General features: G+C 63.3%; 20 protein-coding genes. 11 read left to right on the forward strand and 9 right to left on the reverse strand.

Features of this window, described 5'->3' with window-relative positions; all coding sequences use genetic code 11:
• The first annotated feature begins 1 nt into the window (after position 1).
• The 6 genes from pcaD (at position 2) to ACEN9T_RS13655 (ending at position 4651) form a co-directional block, all read left to right on the forward strand.
• Entirely contained in the window at positions 2 to 814 is an 813-nt protein-coding gene (pcaD, locus tag ACEN9T_RS13630; RefSeq protein WP_413707978.1) for a 3-oxoadipate enol-lactonase, read from the forward strand.
• The gene (gene pcaC, locus ACEN9T_RS13635) at positions 807 to 1205 is read left to right on the forward strand and encodes a 4-carboxymuconolactone decarboxylase (RefSeq protein WP_037028357.1); all 399 of its coding nucleotides are present in this window, start codon (positions 807 to 809) and stop codon (positions 1203 to 1205) included. Before pcaD ends, pcaC begins: the two co-directional genes overlap by 8 nt.
• Positions 1206 to 1286: 81 nt before the next feature.
• Complete coding sequence (locus ACEN9T_RS13640) at positions 1287 to 2156, forward strand: branched-chain amino acid ABC transporter permease (RefSeq protein ID WP_252690984.1); 870 nt, start codon at positions 1287 to 1289, stop codon at positions 2154 to 2156.
• Positions 2153 to 3187 (forward strand): branched-chain amino acid ABC transporter permease, encoded by a 1035-nt coding sequence (locus tag ACEN9T_RS13645; RefSeq protein WP_413707979.1) that lies wholly within the window; start codon positions 2153 to 2155, stop codon positions 3185 to 3187. Before ACEN9T_RS13640 ends, ACEN9T_RS13645 begins: the two co-directional genes overlap by 4 nt.
• Complete coding sequence (locus tag ACEN9T_RS13650; protein WP_413707980.1) at positions 3184 to 3957, forward strand: ABC transporter ATP-binding protein; 774 nt, start codon at positions 3184 to 3186, stop codon at positions 3955 to 3957. Before ACEN9T_RS13645 ends, ACEN9T_RS13650 begins: the two co-directional genes overlap by 4 nt.
• Positions 3950 to 4651: an ABC transporter ATP-binding protein gene (locus ACEN9T_RS13655; protein ID WP_413707981.1), complete on the forward strand. Its 702-nt coding sequence runs from the start codon at positions 3950 to 3952 to the stop codon at positions 4649 to 4651. The genes ACEN9T_RS13650 and ACEN9T_RS13655 overlap by 8 nt, the downstream gene beginning before the upstream one ends.
• Positions 4652 to 4654: 3 nt before the next feature.
• On the opposite strand, the gene ACEN9T_RS13660 is transcribed toward ACEN9T_RS13655, so the two are convergent.
• Together ACEN9T_RS13660 and ACEN9T_RS13665 are read right to left on the reverse strand one after the other, a co-directional pair.
• Entirely contained in the window at positions 4655 to 5824 is a 1170-nt protein-coding gene (locus ACEN9T_RS13660; RefSeq protein WP_413707982.1) for an ABC transporter substrate-binding protein, read from the reverse strand.
• 139 nt (positions 5825 to 5963) lie between these two features.
• Positions 5964 to 6941: a LysR family transcriptional regulator gene (locus ACEN9T_RS13665; RefSeq protein ID WP_413707983.1), complete on the reverse strand. Its 978-nt coding sequence runs from the start codon at positions 6939 to 6941 to the stop codon at positions 5964 to 5966.
• Positions 6942 to 7060: 119 nt separating this feature from the next.
• Between ACEN9T_RS13665 and pobA the strand changes: the two genes are divergently transcribed.
• On the forward strand, positions 7061 to 8287 hold the full coding sequence (gene pobA, locus ACEN9T_RS13670) for a 4-hydroxybenzoate 3-monooxygenase (protein ID WP_413707984.1): 1227 nt from the start codon (positions 7061 to 7063) through the stop codon (positions 8285 to 8287).
• Here pobA and ACEN9T_RS13675 read toward each other — a convergent pair.
• Positions 8265 to 9371 carry an endo alpha-1,4 polygalactosaminidase gene (locus ACEN9T_RS13675; protein ID WP_413707985.1) on the reverse strand — a complete coding sequence of 369 codons (1107 nt, stop codon included), beginning with the start codon at positions 9369 to 9371 and terminating at the stop codon, positions 8265 to 8267. The genes pobA and ACEN9T_RS13675 overlap by 23 nt on opposite strands.
• Before the next feature lie 306 nt (positions 9372 to 9677).
• On the opposite strand from ACEN9T_RS13675, the gene ACEN9T_RS13680 reads away from it, so the two are divergent.
• The 3 genes from ACEN9T_RS13680 (at position 9678) to ACEN9T_RS13690 (ending at position 12003) form a co-directional block, all read left to right on the forward strand.
• Positions 9678 to 9971 (forward strand): hypothetical protein, encoded by a 294-nt coding sequence (locus ACEN9T_RS13680; protein ID WP_004631110.1) that lies wholly within the window; start codon positions 9678 to 9680, stop codon positions 9969 to 9971.
• A 347-nt stretch (positions 9972 to 10318) separates the two neighbouring features.
• Positions 10319 to 10537: a translation initiation factor IF-1 gene (gene infA, locus ACEN9T_RS13685; RefSeq protein ID WP_004631109.1), complete on the forward strand. Its 219-nt coding sequence runs from the start codon at positions 10319 to 10321 to the stop codon at positions 10535 to 10537.
• 470 nt (positions 10538 to 11007) lie between these two features.
• Positions 11008 to 12003 carry a hypothetical protein gene (locus ACEN9T_RS13690; protein ID WP_092969222.1) on the forward strand — a complete coding sequence of 332 codons (996 nt, stop codon included), beginning with the start codon at positions 11008 to 11010 and terminating at the stop codon, positions 12001 to 12003.
• Between the two features lie 130 nt (positions 12004 to 12133).
• Here the strand turns inward: ACEN9T_RS13690 and galU are convergent, their stop codons facing one another.
• Both galU and ACEN9T_RS13700 read right to left on the reverse strand, forming a co-directional pair.
• Positions 12134 to 13006 carry a UTP--glucose-1-phosphate uridylyltransferase GalU gene (galU, locus tag ACEN9T_RS13695; protein WP_092969225.1) on the reverse strand — a complete coding sequence of 291 codons (873 nt, stop codon included), beginning with the start codon at positions 13004 to 13006 and terminating at the stop codon, positions 12134 to 12136.
• Between the two features lie 33 nt (positions 13007 to 13039).
• Positions 13040 to 15916 carry a valine--tRNA ligase gene (locus tag ACEN9T_RS13700; RefSeq protein ID WP_413707986.1) on the reverse strand — a complete coding sequence of 959 codons (2877 nt, stop codon included), beginning with the start codon at positions 15914 to 15916 and terminating at the stop codon, positions 13040 to 13042.
• 150 nt (positions 15917 to 16066) lie between these two features.
• On the opposite strand from ACEN9T_RS13700, the gene ACEN9T_RS13705 reads away from it, so the two are divergent.
• Positions 16067 to 18427, forward strand: a complete 2361-nt coding sequence (locus tag ACEN9T_RS13705) for a UvrD-helicase domain-containing protein (protein ID WP_413707987.1) — start codon at positions 16067 to 16069, stop codon at positions 18425 to 18427.
• Positions 18428 to 18451: 24 nt separating this feature from the next.
• Here ACEN9T_RS13705 and ACEN9T_RS13710 read toward each other — a convergent pair whose 3' ends face one another.
• The 4 genes from ACEN9T_RS13710 to ACEN9T_RS13725 form a co-directional block, all read right to left on the reverse strand.
• Positions 18452 to 19249 carry a BPSS1780 family membrane protein gene (locus ACEN9T_RS13710; RefSeq protein WP_413707988.1) on the reverse strand — a complete coding sequence of 266 codons (798 nt, stop codon included), beginning with the start codon at positions 19247 to 19249 and terminating at the stop codon, positions 18452 to 18454.
• Entirely contained in the window at positions 19240 to 20244 is a 1005-nt protein-coding gene (locus ACEN9T_RS13715) for a homoserine kinase (protein WP_413707989.1), read from the reverse strand. Before ACEN9T_RS13715 ends, ACEN9T_RS13710 begins: the two co-directional genes overlap by 10 nt.
• A gap of 85 nt (positions 20245 to 20329) precedes the next feature.
• Positions 20330 to 20758: a hypothetical protein gene (locus tag ACEN9T_RS13720; RefSeq protein ID WP_252690998.1), complete on the reverse strand. Its 429-nt coding sequence runs from the start codon at positions 20756 to 20758 to the stop codon at positions 20330 to 20332.
• Between the two features lie 94 nt (positions 20759 to 20852).
• The gene (locus tag ACEN9T_RS13725; protein ID WP_092969240.1) at positions 20853 to 21806 is read right to left on the reverse strand and encodes a TIGR00730 family Rossman fold protein; all 954 of its coding nucleotides are present in this window, start codon (positions 21804 to 21806) and stop codon (positions 20853 to 20855) included.
• Between the last annotated feature and the right edge of the window lie 2 nt (positions 21807 to 21808).

The raw sequence follows: 21808 nt of genomic DNA on the forward strand, positions 1-21808 counted from the left end.
CATGCCCTGGCTTGAACACGACAATGTCCGCCTGTATCACGAATTCGATGATGGGCCCGCCACGGGTAAGCCGGTGCTGGTGCTGTCGAATTCCCTGGGCACGAACCTGGGCATGTGGGAGCCGCAGCTCGAAGCGCTGCGTCAGCACTTCCGCCTGTTGCGCTATGACCAGCGTGGCCACGGCCAGTCGAGCGTGCCCGACGCGCCGTTTGGCGTCGCACAGCTCGGCGGGGATGGGCTTGCACTGCTCGATCACTACGACATTGAGCTTGCGCTGTTCTGCGGCCTGTCGATGGGCGGCCTGACTGGCCTGTGGCTGGCCGCGTATCACGGCGAGCGCTTCCCGCGCATGGTGGTGACGAACACCGCCGCGCTGATCGGCACGCAGCAAAGCTGGAACACCCGCATCGCGCAGGTCGAACAGGGCGGGATGGCGAGCATTACGGAAACGGTTCTGGAGCGCTGGTTCACGCAGGGCTACCGCGATGCCAACGCAAGCCGCGTCGACATCGTCAAGGCGATGTTGCTGTCGACGCCGGACGCGGGCTACAACGGCAACTGCGGCGCGATTCGCGATGCGGATTTACGCGCGCAGCTGCCGGACATCCGCGTGCCGATGCTGGTGATCGGCGGCACGCACGATATCTCCACGCCCGCCGCGCAGACCAAGCTCATTGCAGACGGCGTGCCCGGTGCGCAATACATCGAACTCTCCGCCGGCCACCTCGCCAACTGGGAGCAGGCCGATGGCTACACCGAAGCGCTGGTCAGCTTCTTGACGACCGGCGTGGTGCGCGAGGTTGCCCATGGATGATCGCGAACGCTACGCCGCGGGCATGGAAGTGCGCCGCGCGGTGCTGGGCGATGCCCACGTCGACCGTGCCAACGCCGCGCAGACCGAGCTGACCGCACCGTTCCAGGATCTCATCACGCGCTACGCCTGGGGCGAAATCTGGACACGCCCCGGCTTGCCGCGCCACACGCGCAGTCTGCTGACGATCGCCATGATGGTCGCCCTCGGCCGCGACGGTGAGTTGCGTCTGCATCTGCGTGCCGCGGCCAACAACGGTGTCACGCGCGACGAGATTCAGGAAACGCTGCTGCAGACGGCCATCTACTGCGGCGTGCCGGCTGCCAACCATGCCTTCCATCTCGCGCAGACGGTGTTTGCCGAGATGGATGCGGAGGGCGCTGCGAAGAAGTAACACCGCCGTCTCCGGAGAGACGCCACGCAACACACCGGGCAAACCGGCCGCCGAGCTGGAAAAAGCCCAAGGAGGAGACCCATGCTCAGCGCATTGGGTGTGTTGTTCGACGGGCTGGCCTACGGCAGTCTGTTGTTCCTGATCAGCATCGGCCTGTCGGTCACGATGGGCCTGATGAACTTCATCAACCTCGCGCACGGCGCGTTCGCCATGGCGGGCGGCTATGTGTGCGTGGTGCTGATGAACCGCTTCGGCGTGCCGTTTCTGGCGACGCTGCCCATCGCTTTCATCGTCACCGCGGGTATTGGCTTTGTGCTGGAGCGCACGCTGTACCGGCGGCTCTATCGCGCGAGCCCGCTCGATCAGGTGCTGTTCTCCATCGCGCTCGTTTTCATGGCGATGGCGGGTGCGACTTACGTGTGGGGGCCGTCGCAGCAACCCGTTGAACTGCCGGAGATGCTGCGCGGGCAATGGCGGGTGTTCGATAGTGCGTTGGAAGTTGGGCGCTACCGGCTGTTCCTGATCGGCGTGGTGATTGCGCTGACGGCGCTGCTGGCGTGGCTGATCGAGCGCACGCGCTTTGGCGCCCAGGTGCGCGCGTCGGTGGATCACCAGCAGGCGTCGGCGGGCCTGGGCATCAACGTAAGTCTGGTGTTCTCCGTAACGTTTGCGCTGGGTTCAGGGCTGGCAGGATTGGGCGGCGGATTGGGCATCGATGTGCTCGGGCTCGATCCTGCGTTTCCGATCAAGTACATGGTGTACTTCCTGCTGGTGGTGGCAGTCGGCGGCGCGGGCTCCATCAAGGGCGCGTTGCTGGCCGCGCTTGTGTTGGGAGTGTTCGACGTGGCGGGCAAGTACTACGTGCCGGACGTGGGCGCGTTCGTCATCTACGGGTTGATGGTGGTGCTGCTCGTGTTTTTCCCGAGCGGTCTGCTGGGGAGGCGCGCATGAGTGTGCTGCAGCAACTGAGGCGGGCTGCGCAACCGGTCGAGCGCTCGCCCGCGCATGGCTTGCCGGGCGCGCGCTGGTCGCCGTTCGAGATCGTGTTCTGGTGCGTGCCGATCGCGGTGTTCTTTCTTCTTCCCGATTACCTCGTCTTTGGCAGCCAGGTGCTGATCGTCGGGCTGTTTGCGTTGTCGCTGGATCTGGTGCTGGGCTATGCGGGCATCGTGTCGCTCGGGCATGCAGGTTTCTTTGGGCTTGGCGCTTATACCGCCGGACTGCTCGCGGCGCATGGCTGGGGTGAGCCGCTCACCGGCTTGGCGGCAGGCGCCATCGTCGCGGCGCTGGGCGGTTTTTGTGTGAGCTTCCTCGTCGTGCGCGGGCAAGACCTGACGCGATTGATGGTCACGCTCGGCATCGGCCTGATGCTGTATGAAGCGGCCAACAAGATGGCGTTTCTTACGGGCGGTGTCGATGGCCTCTCCGGTGTGACGATGCACAACCTGCTCGGCACCTTTGAGTTCGATCTGGAGGGGCGCACCGCGTACGTTTACAGCTTGGTCGTGCTCTTCCTGGTGTTTGTGGCGCTGCGTCGTCTGGTGCGCTCGCCGTTCGGGCTGTCGCTGCGCGGCATTCAGCAGGGGCCGAAACGCATGCCGGCCATCGGTGCGGATGTCCGCATGCGGCTGGTGGCGGCGTTCACGGTGAGCGCAGCGATTGCCGGGGTTGCAGGCGGATTGCTCGCGCAGACCACGCAGTTTGTCGGGTTGGATTCGCTGGGTTTTTCGCGCTCTGCAGAGCTATTGATCATGCTGGTGCTGGGCGGAGCAGGCCGGCTGTACGGTGCGCTGATCGGCGCGGCGGTATTCATGGTGGCGCAGGACGTGTTGGCCGGCATCAATCCCGTCTACTGGCAGTTTTGGATCGGCCTGTTGCTGATGGTGATCGTGCTGTTTGCGCGTGGCGGAATTCTCGGTGGGGTGGAAGCTGCCGTATCCGCGGTCAGAGCGCGCGGTGCTCGCAAGGGAGGTAGGGCATGACTGTGCCGACGATGCATCCGGCGCCCACATTGAGCACGCGAGGCCTGTCCAGGCGCTGGGGCAGCTTTCACGCCAATTCCGATATCTCGCTGTCTTTTGCGCCCGGTGCGCGCCATGCATTGATCGGCCCCAACGGCGCGGGCAAGACCACCTTCATCAACTTGCTCACCGGCACGCTGGCGCCCACTGCGGGCCAGGTGCTGCTGGACGAGGAAGACATCACGCGGCTGCCCGCACACCAGCGCGTCAAGCGAGGCATCACACGCACATTCCAGATCAACACGTTGTTTCCGGGATTGACGGCGCTGGAATCGGTGATGCTCGCGATCTTCGAACGCATCGGCGCGTCGTGGCATTGGCACCGCACCGTCGCATCGCACAAGGATGCACGCGACGAGGCGATGGCGTTACTGTGCCGCTTGCAGCTCGGCGACGACGCGCTGTTGCCGACGCATGCGTTGCCGTACGGCAAACAACGGCTGGTGGAGATCGCCTTGGCGCTGGCTACGCAGCCTCGCATCCTGCTGCTCGACGAGCCAGCCGCCGGTATCCCGAGCGGAGAAAGCACCGAGCTGTTCGAGGTGATCGCCAGCCTGCCGCGCGATATCACCATCCTTTTCATCGAGCACGACATGAACCTCGTCTTTCGCTTTGCCGAGCGGATCAGCGTGCTGGTGGCTGGCCGCGTTCTGACCGAAGGTACGCCACAGGAGATCGCGACTGACCCACGCGTACGCGAGGTCTACCTCGGAGAGACGGAGCATGCCTGAACTGTTGTCGTTCGAGAACGTCACGGCCGGCTACGGCAACGCCGTGGTGCTGGACGACGTGTCGTTCGCACTGGAGGCAGGTGGCAGCCTCGCGCTGTTGGGGCGCAACGGCGTTGGCAAGACCACGCTCCTGACCACGCTGATGGGCTTTACGCGCTTGCATGCCGGGCGTATCCGCTGGCAGGGCGCAGACATCGCGAAGGTGCCGCCGCATCGACGGGCGAGGGCTGGGCTTGGCTGGGTGCCGCAGGAGCGGTGGATGTTTCCCTCGCTGACGGTGCAGGAACACCTGAGCGCCGTGGCGCGACCCGGCCCCTGGGATGTGGCGCGCGTCTACAAGACGTTTCCGCGCCTGCAGGAGCGGCGCCGCAACCTTGGTAATCAGCTGTCGGGTGGGGAGCAGCAGATGGTCGCCATCGCGCGCGCGCTGATGACGAACCCCGCGCTGCTGCTGTTGGATGAACCGATGGAAGGCCTCGCGCCGATCATCGTGCAGGAGCTTGGCCGAGCCATCCGCGCGCTCGTTGATGAAGGCGGCATGGCCGTGATCGTGGTGGAGCAGCATGCGCGTCTGGCGCTGCAACTCACGCAGCGCGCGCTGGTGCTCGATCGCGGCCGGATCGTGCATGCATCGGCCAGCGCCGATCTGCTGGCCGATGCGTCGTTGCTGCAACGGCTCGTGGCCGTTGCGTAGGGCTTACTTGCCCGGGTCCTTCACGTCGGCAAATTTGTCGAACTCGACGTTGTAAAGCTCGTTGCCAACCTTCTCCACCTTGCGGATGTAGACCGTCTGCACCACATCACGCGTGGCCGGGTCGATGGTGATCGGTCCGCGCGGGCTGTCGATCTTCATGCCCTTGAAGGCCGCCATGGCTTTTTCCCCGTCGATCTTGCCGCCGAGCTTGTTGATCACGTTGTAGATCGCACCGATGCCGTCATACGCGGCAACCGCCATGAAGTTCGGGCGGCCTGCACCGGGGTTGGCCTCGGCAAAGGCTTTCAGGAAGGCCTTGTTCTGCGGCGAGTCGTGCGCGGCCGAGTAGTGGAACGACGTGATGACACCCAGCGTCGAGTCGCCCATGGCCGGCAGCACGTGGTCGTCTGTCAGGTCGCCCGTCGCGATGACCTTGATCCCGGCCTGCGCCAGACCGCGCTCGCGGAAACCCTTCATGAACGCCACGCCTTGCTCGCCAGCCGGCAGGAAGACGAACACGGCTTGCGGCTTGCTGTCTTTCACGCGCTGGATGAACGGTGCGAATTCAGGATTGCGCAGTGGCACGCGCACGGCTTCGACCACCTGGCCGCCGCCGGCAGTGAACGTCTGCTTGAACGCGTTTTCTGCATCGAGGCCGGGCGCGTAATCGGCCACCACGGTCGCCACCTGCTTGATGCCGTTCTTCAGGGCCCACGAGGCGATGGGCGTGGAGACCTGCGGCAGCGTCATCGATACGCGCGTTACATAGTCCGACTTGGTGGTGATTGACGACGATGCTGCATTGAAGATCACCAATGGCTTCTTGGCCTGCTGCGCGATGGGCGCCACCGCCAGCGCTTCTGGCGTGAGGCCGAAGCCCGCCAGGAAATCCACCTTGTCTCGCACCACCAGTTCCTGTGCGAGACGCTTGGCGACGTCCGGCACGGGGCCAGTCGTGTCCTTCACGATGATCTGCACCTGGCGCCCGCCGGCGGTTGTGCCGTGCAGCTTCTGATACGCCTTGATGCCGTCTTCCATCTGCTTGCCGTAGTCGGCAAAGGGGCCGGAGAAGGGCGCGATCAGGCCGATCTTGATCGGCTCGTCCGCAAAGGCGGGCAGGCCGGTCATCAGCGCACCAGCAACGGCAGTCAGCAGCAGCACACGACGTTTCATGAAGGTCTCCAAAGGTTGATCGGCAAGCGTGAGCCGAAAGACACCGCAACGGCGTCGCCTGCGCGTGCCGACGATCCTAAAGGCTCCGTGTTCGCATTGCAATCGAGTGTTCGGATTGTGAACATTCGGGATGGATCGACTACTTCGTGTTCTTGCGTTTCGCGGGCCGATGGCCAGGCTCGCGCCATTCATCCGCCTCGTCGTTGAACAGCGACGACACCAGCGCCCGGAACCACTGGCTGCGCGTGTCGTTATGGAACTTGCGATGCCAGTGCTGCTTGAGATCGAAGCTTGGCAGTTCCAGCGGCGGCTCCATCACGCAGATGTTGGCGTGCGATTGCATGAACGACAGGCCCACCGCGTGTGGCACCGTCGCAATCAAGTCCGTGCGTGCGAGGATGAATGGAATGCTCATGAAATGTGGCGTGAGCAGCGTCGGCGTACGTCGGATACGCTTGCGCTCCAGAAACCGCTCGTACAGTTCCTGGCTGCGTCCCTCCGCGCGCACCACGGCGTGCCCGTATTCCAGAAACTGCGCCATCGACAGCTTTGTGTTGCCGCCGTGCGTGACGGGATGATCGGCGCGCACGATGCATGTGAAGTAGTGGGTAAACAGCCGCTGCTGGAAGAAATTGTTCTTCTTCAGGTCGGGGAAGTAACCGACGGCCAGGTCGAGCGAACCGGTCTCCAGCGCGCGTTCGAGCTGGGCCGGCGGCAGCGACACGGACTGCACCGACGCCCGCGGCGCCTCCCGTGCCATCGCCTCGACAATGCGCGGCAGGAAGACCATCTCACCCACGTCCGACAACGAGATCGAGAACCTGTGCGTGGTGGTGGCCGGATCGAACGCGCCGGTCTCGAGAATGCCTTCCTGCACGCGGGCCAGGACGTCGCGCGCCGCCGGAATCAGCGCCAGCGCCCGTGGCGTCGGCTCCATGCCGCGCGAGGTGCGTACGAACAGCGGGTCGTCCAACGCGGCACGCAGCTTTCCCAGCGCGGTGCTCACGCCCGGCTGGCTCATACCAAGCTGTTGCGCGGCCATGCTTACGCTGCGCGCGTCATGCAGCGCCAGCAGGATCGGCAACAGGTTCAGGTCAAAGTCGGGCAGGGTAGTCATGGCAAACGCACTATCTGAATTAGCGATAAAGTTTATCGCCAATATTGCATTGTGCGATATCAAGTTGCCCGCCAACAATGGTTGCCAGAACGATTCCAAATCATCTGGAGACAACCACCATGCGCACCCAGGTCGCCATCATTGGTGCAGGCCCGGCAGGCCTTCTGCTCGGGCAGCTTCTGCACCGCAACGGCATCGATGCCGTCATCCTCGAAACCAAGAGCCGTGCGTACGTTGAAGAGCGCATCCGCGCCGGCGTGCTGGAGCAAGGCACGGTCGACGTGCTCAACGAAGCGGGTGTGGGCGAGCGGATGCGCCGCGAAGGGCTCGTGCACCACGGCATCGACCTGCTGTTTGGCGGCAAGCGCCATCGTATTGACCTGACGGCGATGTCGGGCGGCCGCTCGATCACCGTGTATGGGCAGCACGAGGTGGTCAAGGATCTGATTGCGGCGCGCGTGGAGCAGGGCGCGCCGCTGCTGTTCGATGTGAGCGAGGTGTCGGTGCACGACATCGAGTCCGCCACGCCGTCGGTGCAGTTCGTCCACGACGGCGTGCCGCAGACATTGCAATGCGATTACATCGCCGGGTGCGATGGCTTTCACGGCATCTGCCGGCAGGCGATTCCGGCACAGCGGCAAGCGGTGTTCGAGCGCGTGTATCCGTTTGCCTGGCTTGGCATCCTGGCAAAAGCCGAACCGGCAGCGGAAGAGCTGATCTACGCAAACCACGATCGCGGCTTTGCGTTGTTCAGCATGCGCTCACCCAAGATCACGCGGCTTTACCTGCAATGCAAGCCCGATGAGAACCTGGCCGAATGGTCCGATGCGCGCATCTGGGATGAACTCCACACGCGACTGGAGAACAACGACGGCTGGCGCCTGAAGGAAGGCACGATCCTACAGAAGAGCGTTACGCCGATGCGCAGCTTTGTCTGCGAAACGATGCAGTATGGCCGCCTGTTCCTGGCGGGGGACGCCGCGCACATCGTGCCGCCCACCGGTGCGAAAGGCATGAACCTGGCTGTGGCTGACGTTCGCGTGCTGGCCCAGGCGCTCACCGCCCGCTACAAGCAGGACAACACTGACCAACTTGCGAGCTACTCCGAACGCTGCCTGCAACGCGTCTGGCGCGCCGAGCATTTCTCGTGGTGGATGACGTCGATGCTGCATCGTTTTGACGACCACACGCCGTTCATGCAAAAGCTGCAGCGCGCCGAGCTGGACTACGTGACCAGCTCCCCAGCCGGCGCCCGCGTGCTGGCCGAAAACTACGTTGGCCTGCCTTTTGCCGATGCGTCGGCCGGTGCGTCGTTGAGCGTGGTCAGTAACTCCAAGGCGGCGTAGTCGTCGGCTTGGACAGCGCAATGCGCGAGACCAGCGGGTGGAAGCCCAGCCCGCGCGAGGCCGTGTAGACCTTCTGCGCGTTGGCGGTCTTCAACGCGTAGTCGATCGTAAAGACGGGCACGTTCCCGGCACAGTATTTCTGCAGTTGGTCGATCGTCCATTGCGTGTCATCTGCACTGGCGGCCTTGTCGCCGCCGGAGGCGCTACCCCAAGCGGCGCCGGAACTGCCGCCGAACCACGTGTCTTCCTGCGAGATGCCATCGATCGTTGCCAGCAACGTTGATCCACCGCCGTCGTCGATCAACGAGGGTGCGTTTTGCTGGATCACCGCGAACTGCGGGTTGATGGCGCGGCCCGCCGCGCGGATCCTGGTGATGAAATCCACCATGGCCTTGGCCGGATCGATGCCAGCCGCCTGGGCCGCGTCTGCCACGGAAGGTTCAGCGTACGCCTCGACCCAATCCAGATAGACGCCATCGAACCCTTCGCGCGCCAGTTGCGCAACGGCACCGTTCGGCCCGAGCCAGAGCGCTTGCCAGCGGGGGTCCCAGAACGCGACGGGGTAGTCGCCCGCCCAGCCATCGGGGTCGGCCTTGATGATGAAGTCGGGCGTGCCGGGGCCGTCTGCTGTCGGTGCCTTCCAGCTCGACACCCAATAGGTGCGGAAGTCTTCGGCCTCGCCAATGTCAATGTAGGCGAGCACTTTGCGCGCGGAGCCGTCGGGCTTGGTGCGCAGGCGCGCCACCATGTCGACGGTGTTGAAGTTCTCCAGCCCCTTGATGGTGTTGTTGGCCTCAATCACCAGCATGTCGTACGGCTGCGCGTCCAGCGCGTCAATCTGCGCGCCGGTGGTCATCCCTTGCAACTGATACATCCACGTCTGCACTCCTGCCAGCGGCGAGGTGCCGTTGACTCCGCAAGCAGGTGTGGTGGCCCCGGCAGTAGTAGCTACCGTTTTCGACGCAATCGCGGTATCGGAAGCAGCGCCGACTTGCGGGCTCAATAAGGGACCGCCATCGCCACCGCCACAGGCAGACAGCATCAGCCCGGCACACGCCAGGGCAATCGGAGAGATCAGGCGCATTGTCATTCTTGAAAGGGTTGGGATTGGGTGCCTTGCTCAGCGCGTACGCTTCGGTTTCGATGCCACGGCAAGCACCAATCCAAGCTAGCACAATCGGATTGCGCTTCACCCTGCCGAGGAGGGGTGACGTTCTGAAACTTCTGTAGACCAGCTTTCGCCGCTGCTCCGGAAGTCTTTGCGGCGGCGACATGCCCGCGCCCGCTGTGCCGTGCCCGAAGTCAAACGTTGCCGTCGCTTTCATCGCCATGCAAAACACACGGGTGTATAGTCAGACAGCACTCGACGTTCAAGAAGGGGGCATTTCAGATGGACACTTCGCCGGCGGGCCAATACAAAGGCTTCGACATTTATCCGTTGGCTTTCCAACATGAACGCACGGCACGCTGGCCCGAGGCCAGGGAGGATCGCAGCTACAACGCGGCCGTGATGATCTGTCGGGCGGGGGAGTCGCCCGAGCCGGGGCAGACTCAGGTCTTCCGCCTCTCGGGGGACCGCCAGTTCAGCAATGTGGGTGCTGCGCGCATAGCAGCCCTGCGCTTCGCTGAGAGCATCATCGATGGCGACGTGCCTGAACTGTCGCTTCCTGCCGACGGCGCCTGAAACCGCGGAATCTGCCCGTGGTAGAATAGCGGGCGAATCCGGCTCGCCGCCGCGCCAATCATGGCCGGTGGCGGCTGAGTCCAGCACCGGGGAATACCCCGCGCCGAGTCGGGCGGCGCGCATCTGCGACCGCCACCCATCCTCGCTCTCGCTTGCACGAAACGGCGCGCGCCTTTGGCGGGCGCGATTTGTGTTTCGTGCAACTCGGTACCCCCCAGGCCCGCTGTCCGGGCAGATGATCGCGGCGTACTGCTGCATGCCGCTCAAGGCGTGTGGCGTGGTTCGGGTGGGTCATCACATCATTGCAACCATCGGCGCAGCCGCGTGCTGCATACAAAGGAACGAGTTTGGCCAAGGAAGAACTGATTGAATTTGAAGGGGTGGTGTCTGAAGCACTACCCGACAATCGTTTTCGCGTGCAGTTGGAAAACGGCGTGGAAATCTGGGCTTACGCATCGGGCAAGATGCAAAAGCACCGCATCCGTATTCTCGCGGGCGACCGTGTGAAGCTGGAAATGTCGCCGTACGACCTCACGAAGGGTCGCATCAACTACCGGCACAAGTAAAAACGGCTGTGCCGCCAAGACGTCCATCCCGTGGGCGTTTCGAAGAAACCGCGTGTCTGCCCGACCCGCGGTTTTTTTATTATTGCTGCGTAAGCAGCATTAAATTTCGTTGATCTCCCGGCAACATCCGGTATCATGCCGCTTGGCTGCCAGCGGGGGGAACGCGGTTGGCAGTCAACTGAAGTGCAGGGCTTGTCATGTTTTCAAGCCGCGAGCTGCCCTCGGGTGAGCTCGCGCCAGCTGTACCAGTCCACTCATAAGCGCACGGCCGCCGATCAATCCATCGACTCGGCAGGACCTCTAATCGCGCATCCATTCGCCGACCGGGGCGTCATCTGACGCTCGCACCCGTTCGGTGTTCAGTGTGCTACAGGAGTCACACCACATCGGGATACCGCACAGGTAGGACGGCGCTTGTCCATCGAAGTACTGGGCGTAACGTTTTGCGTCCGAGGGAATAGAAAACCACAATGTTGGAAACCAAAAAAGCAGCACAGAGGGCGGCGCGCATGAGCCTGCGCGCTTTGGTGGGTCTGACGGCGGCGGCAACGCTGACAGGCCTGGGAATACAAACCGCCTCGGCGCAGGCCACGCGCCCGAAGGCACCTATCTACGGCGTCACGCTTGACGACGTCAGCAGCATCAACGCGATCGTGGCCTCGCTTACGCACCTGCCGTACAAGCCGACCGTGCGCGTGGTCTTTGACCCGGGTACATCGGCAGCCGACTATTACGCACCACTGGTCAAGCTTCATCAAGTCGCCTACGTGATGGGCGAAGTGATGGATTCATACTATTTCCCGGTCGACTCGACGACCTACAGCGCACGCACCAACGAGTTGGTGAGCACGCTGAAGAATGTCGTGGACGTATGGGAAATCGCCAATGAAATCAACGGCGAATGGTTGCGTGCCAATCCGAGCGGTCCGACTACGACGGCGACGTCGCAGGAACAGCAGATCGGTCAGATGGTGGGCAACGCCTACGACATCGTGAAGGGCGCGGGCGGTCTTGTGTCGGTGACGATGTACTACAACGACGACGGCAAGGGCACCAACTGCTACGAGTTGCCGATGGATTCTTGGCGTACCTGGGCGACCAACTTCCTGCCCTCGCGTGTGCGCCAGGGTGCGGACTACGCGTTGTTCAGCTACTACCCGTACCAGGACTGCCCCGGTTTGAATCCGTCGTGGGCAAACGATTTCAAGTTGCTGGAAAGCATCTTCCCGGTCGCGAAGGTGGGCTTTGGTGAGATCGGCACGTCCAGTACGTCGGCGCCGCTGTCGGTGCAGCAGAATCTGATCAAGTCGTACTACCCCATGGGTACCACCTCGATGGCAGCGGATCCGCGGTTCATCGGGGGTTACTTCTGGTGGAATTACGTTGAGCAGATGCTGCCGTACAGCACGAGCTCGTACTGGAGCCTGCTGAACAACACCATCAAGCCGTTGGCAGCTCCGCAATAAGAAGAGGCCGCAGCCTCTCCTCGCAAAAGGGTGGGACTCCGCGCCGGACGGACGGGACACGATCCGGCAACAAAAAACCCGCGTCAGCTCACGCTGCGCGGGTTTTTTCTATGGCGACGCGCCTATTGGCTCAGCCGCGTGCAGCCAGATAGGCTCGGAAGTCGTCAGCGACTTCCTTGTGCTTGAGCGCCAACTCCACCGTTGCCTTCAGGTAGCCCAGCTTGCTGCCGCAGTCGTAGCGCACGCCCTTGTAGCGGTAGGCCAGGACTTGTTCGGCAGACAACAGCGATTGGATGGCGTCCGTCAGTTGCAGCTCGCCGCCCGCGCCCGGTTTGAGGTTGCGGATGTGATCAAAAATGCGCGGCGTCAGGATGTAGCGGCCGACCACGCCGAGGTTGGACGGCGCGTTCTCCGGCGCCGGCTTCTCTACGATGGCCGACATCTTGATCACGCTGCCGTCTTCTTCCCACGGGCGGCCGTCGACCACGCCGTATGAACGGCTCTGCTCGCGGTCGATCTCTTCCACGCCGATCACCGAGCAGTTGTAGTGGTCGTATAGGTCGACCATCTGCTTCATCACGGGCGGCTCGCCGTCCAGCAGGTCGTCAGCCAGGATGACGGCGAAAGGTGCATCGCCGACGAGCTTTTCAGCGCATTGCACGGCGTGGCCCAGACCCAGCGCTTCAGGCTGGCGCACGTAGAAGCAATCCACGTGCGACGGCTTGATCGAGCGCACGACTTCGAGCAGCGCGGTCTTCTGCTTGGCTTCGAGTTCGGCTTCCAGCTCGTAGGCTTTGTCAAAGTGGTCTTCAATTGCGCGCTTGCTGCGGCCGGTCACGAAGATCATCTCCGTGATGCCGGCGGCCATGGCTTCTTCCACGGCGTACTGGATCAGCGGTTTGTCCACGACCGGCAGCATTTCCTTCGGGCTGGCCTTGGTGGCCGGCAGAAAGCGGGTTCCGAGCCCCGCGACGGGGAAAACGGCTTTGGTGACGCGTTGCATCGTGGTTTCCTTGATATCGATTGTTCTGGGCGCTCAGGCAGCCTGTACCGGCAGCCGTGCAATTTGGGCTTCCAGTTTGGCCAGCGTGGCTTTGAAATCGGTCACGCGCTTTTGTTCCTGTTCCACCACGGCAGCCGGCGCGCGGGCGACGAACGATTCGTTGCTGAGCTTGGCTTCGCACTTGGTGATCTCGCCGCGCAGGCGGTCGATTTCCTTCGACAGGCGCGCATGCTCGGCAGCCACGTCGATCTCGATCTTCAGCAGCAGCTTGTTCTCGCCGACGATCGCGACCGGTGCGCCGGCGCCGTCCTGTTCCATGGCGGCCGCGTCCGTGTAGACCTTCACCTCAGACAGCTTGCCCAGCGCTTGCACGTACGGCGCGGCCACCTGCAGGAATTCGGCGTCGCCATTGACATACAGCGGCACGCGTTGGGCCGGGGAGATGTTCATCTCGCCGCGCAGATTGCGGCAGGCGTCGACCAGCGCCTTCAACTGCTGGACCCACTGCTCGGCCTGCTCGTCGATCTTTGCCAGCACCGCGCGCGGGTATTCCTGCAGCGCGAGGCTTTCGGTGCCGTCGCCCTTGGCGCGGCCGGCCATCGGCGCGACCTTCTGCCAGAGTTCTTCGGTAATGAACGGAATGATCGGATGGGCCAGGCGCAGCACGGTTTCCAGCACACGCAGCAGCGTGCGGCGCGTGGCGCGCTGCTGAGCCGGTGTGCCGGTCTGGATTTGCACCTTGGCCAGTTCCAGATACCAGTCGCAGTATTCGTCCCAGACGAACTTGTAGATGGCGTTGGCGATGTTGTCGAAGCGGTAGTCGGCAAAGCCTTTTTCCACTTCGGTTTCCACGCGCTGCAGCAGCGAGACGATCCAGCGGTCAGCCTGCGAGAAGTGCAGGTAGCCTTCGGGGCCGCAATCACCGACGCATTCCTGCATGCCGCAGTCCTGGCCTTCGGTGTTCATCAGCACGAAGCGCGTGGCGTTCCAGAGCTTGTTGCAGAAGTTGCGATAGCCCTCGCAGCGGCCCGGGTCAAAGTTGATGCTGCGGCCCAGCGTGGCGAGCGAGGCGAACGTGAAGCGCAGCGCATCGGCGCCGAACGCGGGAATGCCTTCGGGGAATTCCTTGCGCGTTCGCTTTTCGACCTTGGGTGCGTCCTTCGGGCGGCGTAGGCCCGTGGTGCGCTTGGCCAGCAGCGGCTCCAGCGCGATGCCGTCAATCAGGTCCACCGGGTCGAGCGTGTTGCCCTCGGACTTGCTCATCTTCTTGCCTTCCGAATCACGCACGAGGCCGTGCACGTAGACGGTGTGGAAGGGCACTTCACCGGTGAAGTGCAGGGTCATCATGACCATGCGCGCCACCCAGAAGAAGATGATGTCGTAGCCCGTGACCAGCACGGTCGACGGCAGGAAATGTTTCAGTTCCGGCGTATCGGCCGGCCAGCCCAGCGACGAGAACGGCACCAGCGCCGACGAAAACCACGTGTCGAGCACGTCGTCGTCACGCGTGAGCGCGCCGGTATAGCCCTTGGCGGCTGCTTGCGCTTTCGCTTCTTCTTCCGTGCGCCCGACGTACACGTTGCCCGCTTCGTCGTACCACGCCGGAATCTGGTGACCCCACCACAGTTGGCGCGAGATGCACCAGTCCTGGATATTGTTCAGCCACTGGTTGTACGTGTTGACCCACTGCTCGGGCACGAGCTTGATCTTGCCGCTCTGTACGGCATCGAGCGCGACTTCAGCGATGGAGCGGCCCGGGAAGCGCGTGCCTTCCGGCGCCGGTTTGCTCATGGCGACAAACCACTGATCCGTCAGCATCGGCTCGATGACGACGCCAGTACGGTCGCCGCGCGGCACCATCAGCGTGTGCTTCTTGACTTCAGCCAGCAGGCCCTGCGCTTCGAGGTCTTCGACCATCTTCTTGCGCGCGTCGAAGCGATCCAGGCCGGCATAGGCGGCGGGGGCATCGGCAACGATCTTCGCGTCGAGCGTCAGGATCGACAACTGGGGCAGCTTGTGGCGCTGGCCTACCGCGTAGTCGTTGAAGTCGTGGCCCGGAGTGACCTTGACGACGCCGGTGCCGAATTCGCGGTCGACGTATTCGTCGGCAATCACCGGGATCTTGCGATCGGTCAGCGGCAGGTGAACGAACTTGCCGATGAGGTGGGCGTAGCGCTCGTCCTCGGGGTGCACCATCACGGCCGTGTCGCCGAGCATCGTTTCCGGACGGGTGGTGGCCACCGTCAAGTGTGTCAGGCCGCGCACGGTGTCCGGTTCGGCCAGCGGATAGCGGATGTGCCACAGCGAGCCTTCTTCCTCTTCGCTCACCACTTCCAGGTCGGATACGGCGGTGCCGAGCACCGGATCCCAGTTGACGAGGCGCTTGCCGCGATAGATCAGGCCCTGCTCATACAAACGCACGAAGACGTCGCTGACGGCGCGCGACATCTTCGGGTCCATCGTGAAATATTCGCGCTCCCAGTCGATCGAGGCGCCCATGCGGCGTACCTGGCGTGTGATGGTCGAGCCCGATTGCTCCTTCCATTCCCAAACCTTCTCGACAAACTTTTCGCGGCCCATGTCATGGCGCGACACGCCCTGGGCATCCAGCTGGCGCTCGACAACGATCTGCGTGGCGATGCCAGCGTGGTCGGTGCCCGGAACCCACAGCGTATTGGCGCCGGCCATGCGCGCGTGGCGCGTCAGGCCGTCCATGATGGTCTGGTTGAACGCGTGGCCCATGTGCAGCGTGCCCGTCACGTTCGGCGGCGGGAGCTGGATACAGAAGTCGGGCTTGCCGGCTTCGAGCGTCGCGCGGGAGACGCCCATCGCTTCCCAAGCCGCGCTCCACTTCTGCTCGATGGTGGCGGGTTCGAAACTCTTGGCGAGGGACTGGTTTTGATCGGTCATGCTGACGGGGCGCAATGGGCGCAAAAAGACGTTTGGCCCAGGAAAATGGCGGGCGAAAGCTTGGAATTATACGGCGTGTCGATGTCCGGCACGGGCGAAGCGGCGAATGCGGCCGGTATAATTTCAGGATTCTGCCGAGGCTCCTCCCGCATGTCCGACCTGCTCGCCAATCTGAACCCCGAACAACGCGCTGCCATCACCCTTCCCGATGAATCGGCGCTGATCCTGGCGGGGGCAGGCAGCGGCAAGACGCGCGTGTTGACCACCCGCATCGCGTGGCTCATCCAGAGTGCGCGGGTCTCGCCGACAGGTGTGCTGGCCGTCACGTTTACAAACAAGGCGGCCAAGGAAATGACGGCCCGCCTGCAGGCCATGCTGCCGATCAACACGCGCGCCATGTGGATCGGCACGTTCCACGGCCTGTGCAACCGGTTGCTGCGCGCGCATTTCCGCGATGCCGGCTTGCCGCAGACGTTCCAGATTCTCGATACGCAAGACCAGCTGTCCGCCGTCAAGCGTCTGCTCAAGTCGCTCAATATCGACGACGAGAAATTCCCACCAAAGAACGTCCAATACTTCATCAACGGCGCCAAGGAGCAGGGCCTGCGCGCGGGCGATCTGGAAATCGCCAACGAGTACGACCGCCGCATGGCCGACCTCTACGCCGCTTACGACGCGCAATGCCAGCGCGAAGGCGTGGTCGATTTTGCCGAACTGCTCCTGCGGTGCTACGAACTGCTGCGCTACAACGACGCTATCCGCGCGCACTACCAACGGCGCTTCAAGCACATCCTGGTTGATGAGTTCCAGGATACGAACAAGCTGCAATACGCCTGGCTGAAGATTCTGGCCGGCCTCGGCGAGCCTGGCGTCACGCCCAACGCCATCTTTGCCGTGGGCGACGATGATCAGAGCATCTACGCGTTTCGTGGTGCCAACGTTGGCAATATGGTCGACTTTGAACGCGAATTCCGCGTCGAGCACCGGATCAAGCTGGAGCAGAACTATCGTTCGCACGGCCACATCCTCGATACTGCCAATCACCTGATTTCGCACAACACGCGTCGGCTGGGCAAGAACCTGCGTACCGATGCCGGCCATGGCGAGCCGGTGCGTGTCTACCAGGCCGCGACGGACGGGCAGGAGGCCGGTTGGATCGTCGATGAGATCCGCGACCGCATTGCCACCGGCATGTCGCGGTCGGAAATCGCCATCCTGTATCGCAGCAACGCGCAGTCGCGGGTGATCGAGCACGCGCTGTTTTCGGCCGGCATCGCCTACAAGGTGTACGGTGGCCTGCGCTTCTTCGAGCGCGCGGAAATCAAGCACGCGCTGGCGTATCTCCAGCTTCTTGAGAATCCTGACAATGACGCCGCGTTTGGTCGCGTGGTGAATTTCCCGGCGCGTGGCGTGGGAGCGCGTTCACTGGAGCAACTGCAGGATGCGGCGCGGCTATACGGCATTTCGCTCGCGGCGGCGGTGCCGTATCTCACGGGCGCGGCGGGCACCAAGTTGTCGGCGTTTGTGCGCCTGATCGAACAGATGCGTGCCGACACGCGCCAGATGACGCTGCCCGAAATCGTCCAGCACGTCATTCATGCCAGCGGCCTGATCACGCATTACCAGGGCGAGAAGGAAGGCCAGGACCGCATCGAGAACTTGCAGGAACTGGTAACCGCTGCCCAAGCCTTCGTTGCCGAAGAAGGTTACGGCATCGACGCGATTGCAACCGCGCTGCCTGTGCGCCACGACGCCATGCTGCGCATCGAAGGCGGCGAGATCGATACCGCCTCTGAGCTCGTGACCGACGAGACGCCCGCGGAGATGACGCCGCTGGTCGCGTTTCTTACGCACGCCTCGCTGGAAGCAGGCGACAACCAGGCCCAGGCCGGCCAGGATGCCGTGCAGATGATGACCGTGCATGCTGCCAAGGGGCTGGAATTCCACGTCGTCTTCATCACCGGGCTGGAAGAGGGCCTGTTCCCGCACGAAAACAGCCAGATGGAGAAAGACGGCCTGGAGGAAGAGCGCCGCCTGATGTATGTGGCGATCACCCGTGCGCGCGAACGGCTGTATCTGTCGTTTGCGCAAAGCCGCGTGCTCCACGGCCAGATCCGCTACCACATTCGCTCACGCTTCTTTGATGAACTGCCCGAAGAGACGCTGAAGTGGCTGACGCCGCAGCACTCGGGCTACCAGGCGACGCGCCGTGTGCAAGGCGATTCCGCCTGGGGCAAGGACTGGTTCAAGCGCCCCGAGCGCGGTGATGACGACGCCTACACCGGCCGCCCGACTGGCGGCATGGACACCGGCAAGAACTACGCCGATGCCAAGCGCGCGGAGGCCACGGGCTTCCGCGTCGGCCAGTCGGTGTTCCACAACAAGTTCGGGGAAGGCGTCATCACGACGCTGGAAGGCGAGGGCGCCGAGGCGCGCGCCCAGATCAAGTTCAACCGCCACGGGGTGAAGACGCTGGCGTTGGGTATCGCCAAGCTCGACCCGATCAACTGAGCGTCGATCGGGCCATCGGACCGATCAGGCCGTCGTGTCAGTCGTCTGGCCGGCGGCTTGCGTCACGTTGAAGCAGCCGCGGTACGTGGCGTAGAACGAGCAGTACAGCACCGCCATCACCAGAATCCGGTACGGCGTGGCGATGATCGGGGCGATGTTGTTGGCGCCGCTCGACGCGAACAGCGCATCGATGAAAAGCGGCACGGCGATCAGCAGGATTGCGACCAGCACGCCATACACGATGAAGGCCGCCCGGTTGCGCCACACGACCATCCAGCTGAAGAACAGCGCCTTGCCCACCGGGACGCTGTGCCATGCCACCAGCAACGGCGCAAACCAGAACAGCACTGCCACTGGGATGTACAGCACTGAGCCCATCACCATGGCAAGGTAGAACTCGCGGATGGCCTCAGTCGTGAGCGGCTTGTCGCTGACCACGGTCATGAGCGTATCAACGTCCACCATCGTCATCAGCACGCCGCTGACCACCAGTACCAGCGCGCCATAGATGCCGCCGAGCTTGAGCAGGCTGCGCATTGCGTCCTTGCCGTAGGCGCGAAAACCCGCGATGAGCGATGCCGGGCCGACGCGCTTGCCCGCTACCGTATCGCGGCAGGCCGACATGAAGCCCACGAAGATGGCCGGATTCACCAGCAGGATGGCGAACACGCCAATCGGCGGCACCAGCAGCATCAGCAGGTTGACCGCGAACAGATAGATGAACAGCAGCAGCAGGAAACCAATCGGGTTCTTGCGAAACAGCCACGCACCCTGGCGCAGCCAGACGTAGCCTTGCTTGGCCGGTACTTCAATCAGTTGCATGGTTGGGGAAGATCCAGAGTCAGGGCGCCCGCGCCAACCCGTTCACGGAGCACGCGCTCGAAGTGGGTGGGGTCATGCGGCTTGAGCAGTTCGGCGTCGCGCGGCAGATAGAAATCCCACAGGCGCGAGACCCAGAAACGATAGGCTGCTGCACGCAGCATGTCTTGCCAGTGCCGCGATTCGGCGTCTGTGAACGGACGCACGGTGTGATAGGCGTGGAGCATGGCCCGTGCCCGCTCGGCATCCAGCGCGCCCGTGGCCAGGTCGATGCACCAGTCGTTCACGGTGACGGCCACGTCGAAGAGCCATTTGTCGTCGCCGGCAAAGTAAAAGTCGAAGAAGCCGCCCAGGCGTTCCGGCAGACCTTCGGCGGCCGGCTCGAACAGCACGTTGTCGCGGAAGAGGTCGCAATGGCACGGGCCTTCGGGCAGCGCGGCGTAGTCGGCGCTGGCGAAGAAGCGTTGCTGGTGCGCGAGTTCGTTTTCCAGCAGCGCGCGCGTGTCGCCGTACACGAAGGGCACGACGTCTGGCACGACTTCGTTCCACCATGGCAGGCTGCGCAGGTTTGGTTGATGGCGTGGATAGTCGCGCCCCGCCAGATGCATGCGCGCGAGCATGTCGCCGACGATGCCACATTCCGACACCGTGGGCGCTAGGTTTGAGCGACCCGCCAGACGCGTCACGATGGTCGCCGGCTTGCCGTTGAGCGTGCGCAGAATCTCGCCGTCGCGTCCCGGAATTGGCGCCGGCACGCTGATGTCGTGTTGCGCCAGATGCTGCATCAGGTACAGGTAGAACGGCAGTTGCTCGAGCGTCAGGCGCTCGAACAGGGTGACGACGTATTCGTGCGTCTGCCCATCCTTCTCCGTGGTCAGGAAGAAGTTGGAGTTTTCGATCCCAGACGGGATGCCGCGAAATGCGCGCACGGCGCCCACATCGTATTGATCCAGCCAGAGAGCGATCTCTGCGTCGGAGACCGGGGTGAAAACAGCCATGCTTCAGGAACGGGAAACGGGTGGAGGGAAAGCGGGCCAGCCCACCGAGGGGCCGGTCTGCAGGCGCCGCGGTTGCGGCACAGGCTTAGAACTTCAGGACGTTGACCGAGGGAACACGGTCGATATCGCCACGCTCGCGGATACGGGGCGAGCTGTCTTCCGGCTTGCTCAGGTTGTAGGACGTGCCCATGCCGGACTTGACATGGATATCCGGCGCCTGGCCCTTCTGGAACCGGTATTCCTCGACCTGCGTACCGTCGTTGTCGCGGTAGTCGAAGCTCGGCTTGACGCGCTCGTTGTGGATCGCGCCGCGGGTCGGCTTGGAAATCGGCTGATTGTTGATCGCCTTGACGTCGGGCAGGTCCAGTCCGGCGCTGTCGGAGGTCACCTCGGCGTGCGCGGGCAGGGCGAGGCAGAAAACGGCGCCTGCCAGCAGCCCAGCGTGGCGCATCAGGCGCGCGGCATTGGCAAAGCCGGAGTGGACGGGGGCGGACGGGTGAAGCAGCGAATCCATCATGGACTCCGGCGGGTGATCTGGGACCCTACATTCTAGCAGTCCAGCCTCCCGCCATCGTCCGTTCGCGTGGCGCCAAATGCCACACCCGAGATTACAGATAGAACATTTCTTCCTTGGGCGGAATCGGCGAGGTGCCTTCGCGCTTTTCGTAGAACTCGTAGACGGCGTCGAGCGCATCCTTGGGTTCGTCGACGATGCGCATGATGTCCAGGTCGTGCTCGGCAATCAGGCCCATCGGCAGCAGCGTAAAGCGGAACCAATCCAGCAGGCCCTTCCAGAAATGGCTGCCGAACATGACCACCGGCACACTGCGCGACTTGCCCGTCTGGACGAGCGTGAGCACTTCAGCCAGTTCATCGAGCGTGCCGAAACCGCCGGGCATGACGATGAACGCATCCGAGTTCTTCACGAAGGTGACCTTACGCGTGAAGAAATGGCGGAAGCGCATCGATATGTCCTGGTATCGATTGCCTTGCTGTTCGTGTGGCAGTTCGATGTTCAGGCCGACGCTGGCCGACTTGCCGGCGTGCGCCCCCTTGTTGGCCGCTTCCATGATGCCGGGGCCGCCGCCGGAGATGACGGCGAAGCCCGCATCCGAGAACAGCCGGGCGATTTCGATGGTGCGTTCGTAGTACGGCGAATCCTCGCGCAGGCGCGCGCTGCCGTAGATCGAGACGGCCGGACGGATCTCCGAAAGGTACTCCGTCGCCTCGATGAACTCTGCCATAATCGTGAACATCTGCCAGGAGGCGCGCGCTTTCTTTGCGGTGGCGCGTTCTTCGTCGGCGAGTGCCCGCAGGCTGGGGATCATCTTGCGATCGGTACGGCCGTGTGCCGCGTCAGCTTTGGGCTCGTGTTCAACGCCCACCGTCACGTTGACGTCCATGTCGGCCGTGGTGGCCTGGCGCGAGGGGCTCACTCCGGTCAGTTCAGCCGCCGAAACCTCCGTCGCGGAAGCACTAGCAGCCTGCTTTGCCACGCCGTCTTCAGCAGAAGCGCCATTATCGGAAACGCCTTTTGGCGTTCCAGTCACTTTAGAGTCCATGG

Source organism: Ralstonia sp. Ralssp110, from assembly GCF_047325135.1.
In the GTDB taxonomy this organism is placed as follows: domain Bacteria; phylum Pseudomonadota; class Gammaproteobacteria; order Burkholderiales; family Burkholderiaceae; genus Ralstonia; species Ralstonia mojiangensis.

Bases quoted from the DNA above. Each gene is read 5' to 3' on its own strand.
- pcaD (WP_413707978.1), top strand. From the start codon at position 2: ATGCCCTGGCTTGAACACGACAATGTCCGCCTGTATCACGAATTCGAT.
- pcaC (WP_037028357.1), top strand. From the start codon at position 807: ATGGATGATCGCGAACGCTACGCCGCGGGCATGGAAGTGCGCCGCGCG.
- ACEN9T_RS13640 (WP_252690984.1), top strand. From the start codon at position 1,287: ATGCTCAGCGCATTGGGTGTGTTGTTCGACGGGCTGGCCTACGGCAGT.
- ACEN9T_RS13645 (WP_413707979.1), top strand. From the start codon at position 2,153: ATGAGTGTGCTGCAGCAACTGAGGCGGGCTGCGCAACCGGTCGAGCGC.
- ACEN9T_RS13650 (WP_413707980.1), top strand. From the start codon at position 3,184: ATGACTGTGCCGACGATGCATCCGGCGCCCACATTGAGCACGCGAGGC.
- ACEN9T_RS13655 (WP_413707981.1), top strand. From the start codon at position 3,950: ATGCCTGAACTGTTGTCGTTCGAGAACGTCACGGCCGGCTACGGCAAC.
- ACEN9T_RS13660 (WP_413707982.1), bottom strand. From the start codon at position 5,824: ATGAAACGTCGTGTGCTGCTGCTGACTGCCGTTGCTGGTGCGCTGATG.
- ACEN9T_RS13665 (WP_413707983.1), bottom strand. From the start codon at position 6,941: ATGACTACCCTGCCCGACTTTGACCTGAACCTGTTGCCGATCCTGCTG.
- pobA (WP_413707984.1), top strand. From the start codon at position 7,061: ATGCGCACCCAGGTCGCCATCATTGGTGCAGGCCCGGCAGGCCTTCTG.
- ACEN9T_RS13675 (WP_413707985.1), bottom strand. From the start codon at position 9,371: ATGCGCCTGATCTCTCCGATTGCCCTGGCGTGTGCCGGGCTGATGCTG.
- ACEN9T_RS13680 (WP_004631110.1), top strand. From the start codon at position 9,678: ATGGACACTTCGCCGGCGGGCCAATACAAAGGCTTCGACATTTATCCG.
- ACEN9T_RS13690 (WP_092969222.1), top strand. From the start codon at position 11,008: ATGTTGGAAACCAAAAAAGCAGCACAGAGGGCGGCGCGCATGAGCCTG.
- galU (WP_092969225.1), bottom strand. From the start codon at position 13,006: ATGCAACGCGTCACCAAAGCCGTTTTCCCCGTCGCGGGGCTCGGAACC.
- ACEN9T_RS13700 (WP_413707986.1), bottom strand. From the start codon at position 15,916: ATGACCGATCAAAACCAGTCCCTCGCCAAGAGTTTCGAACCCGCCACC.
- ACEN9T_RS13705 (WP_413707987.1), top strand. From the start codon at position 16,067: ATGTCCGACCTGCTCGCCAATCTGAACCCCGAACAACGCGCTGCCATC.
- ACEN9T_RS13710 (WP_413707988.1), bottom strand. From the start codon at position 19,249: ATGCAACTGATTGAAGTACCGGCCAAGCAAGGCTACGTCTGGCTGCGC.
- ACEN9T_RS13715 (WP_413707989.1), bottom strand. From the start codon at position 20,244: ATGGCTGTTTTCACCCCGGTCTCCGACGCAGAGATCGCTCTCTGGCTG.
- ACEN9T_RS13720 (WP_252690998.1), bottom strand. From the start codon at position 20,758: ATGGATTCGCTGCTTCACCCGTCCGCCCCCGTCCACTCCGGCTTTGCC.
- ACEN9T_RS13725 (WP_092969240.1), bottom strand. From the start codon at position 21,806: ATGGACTCTAAAGTGACTGGAACGCCAAAAGGCGTTTCCGATAATGGC.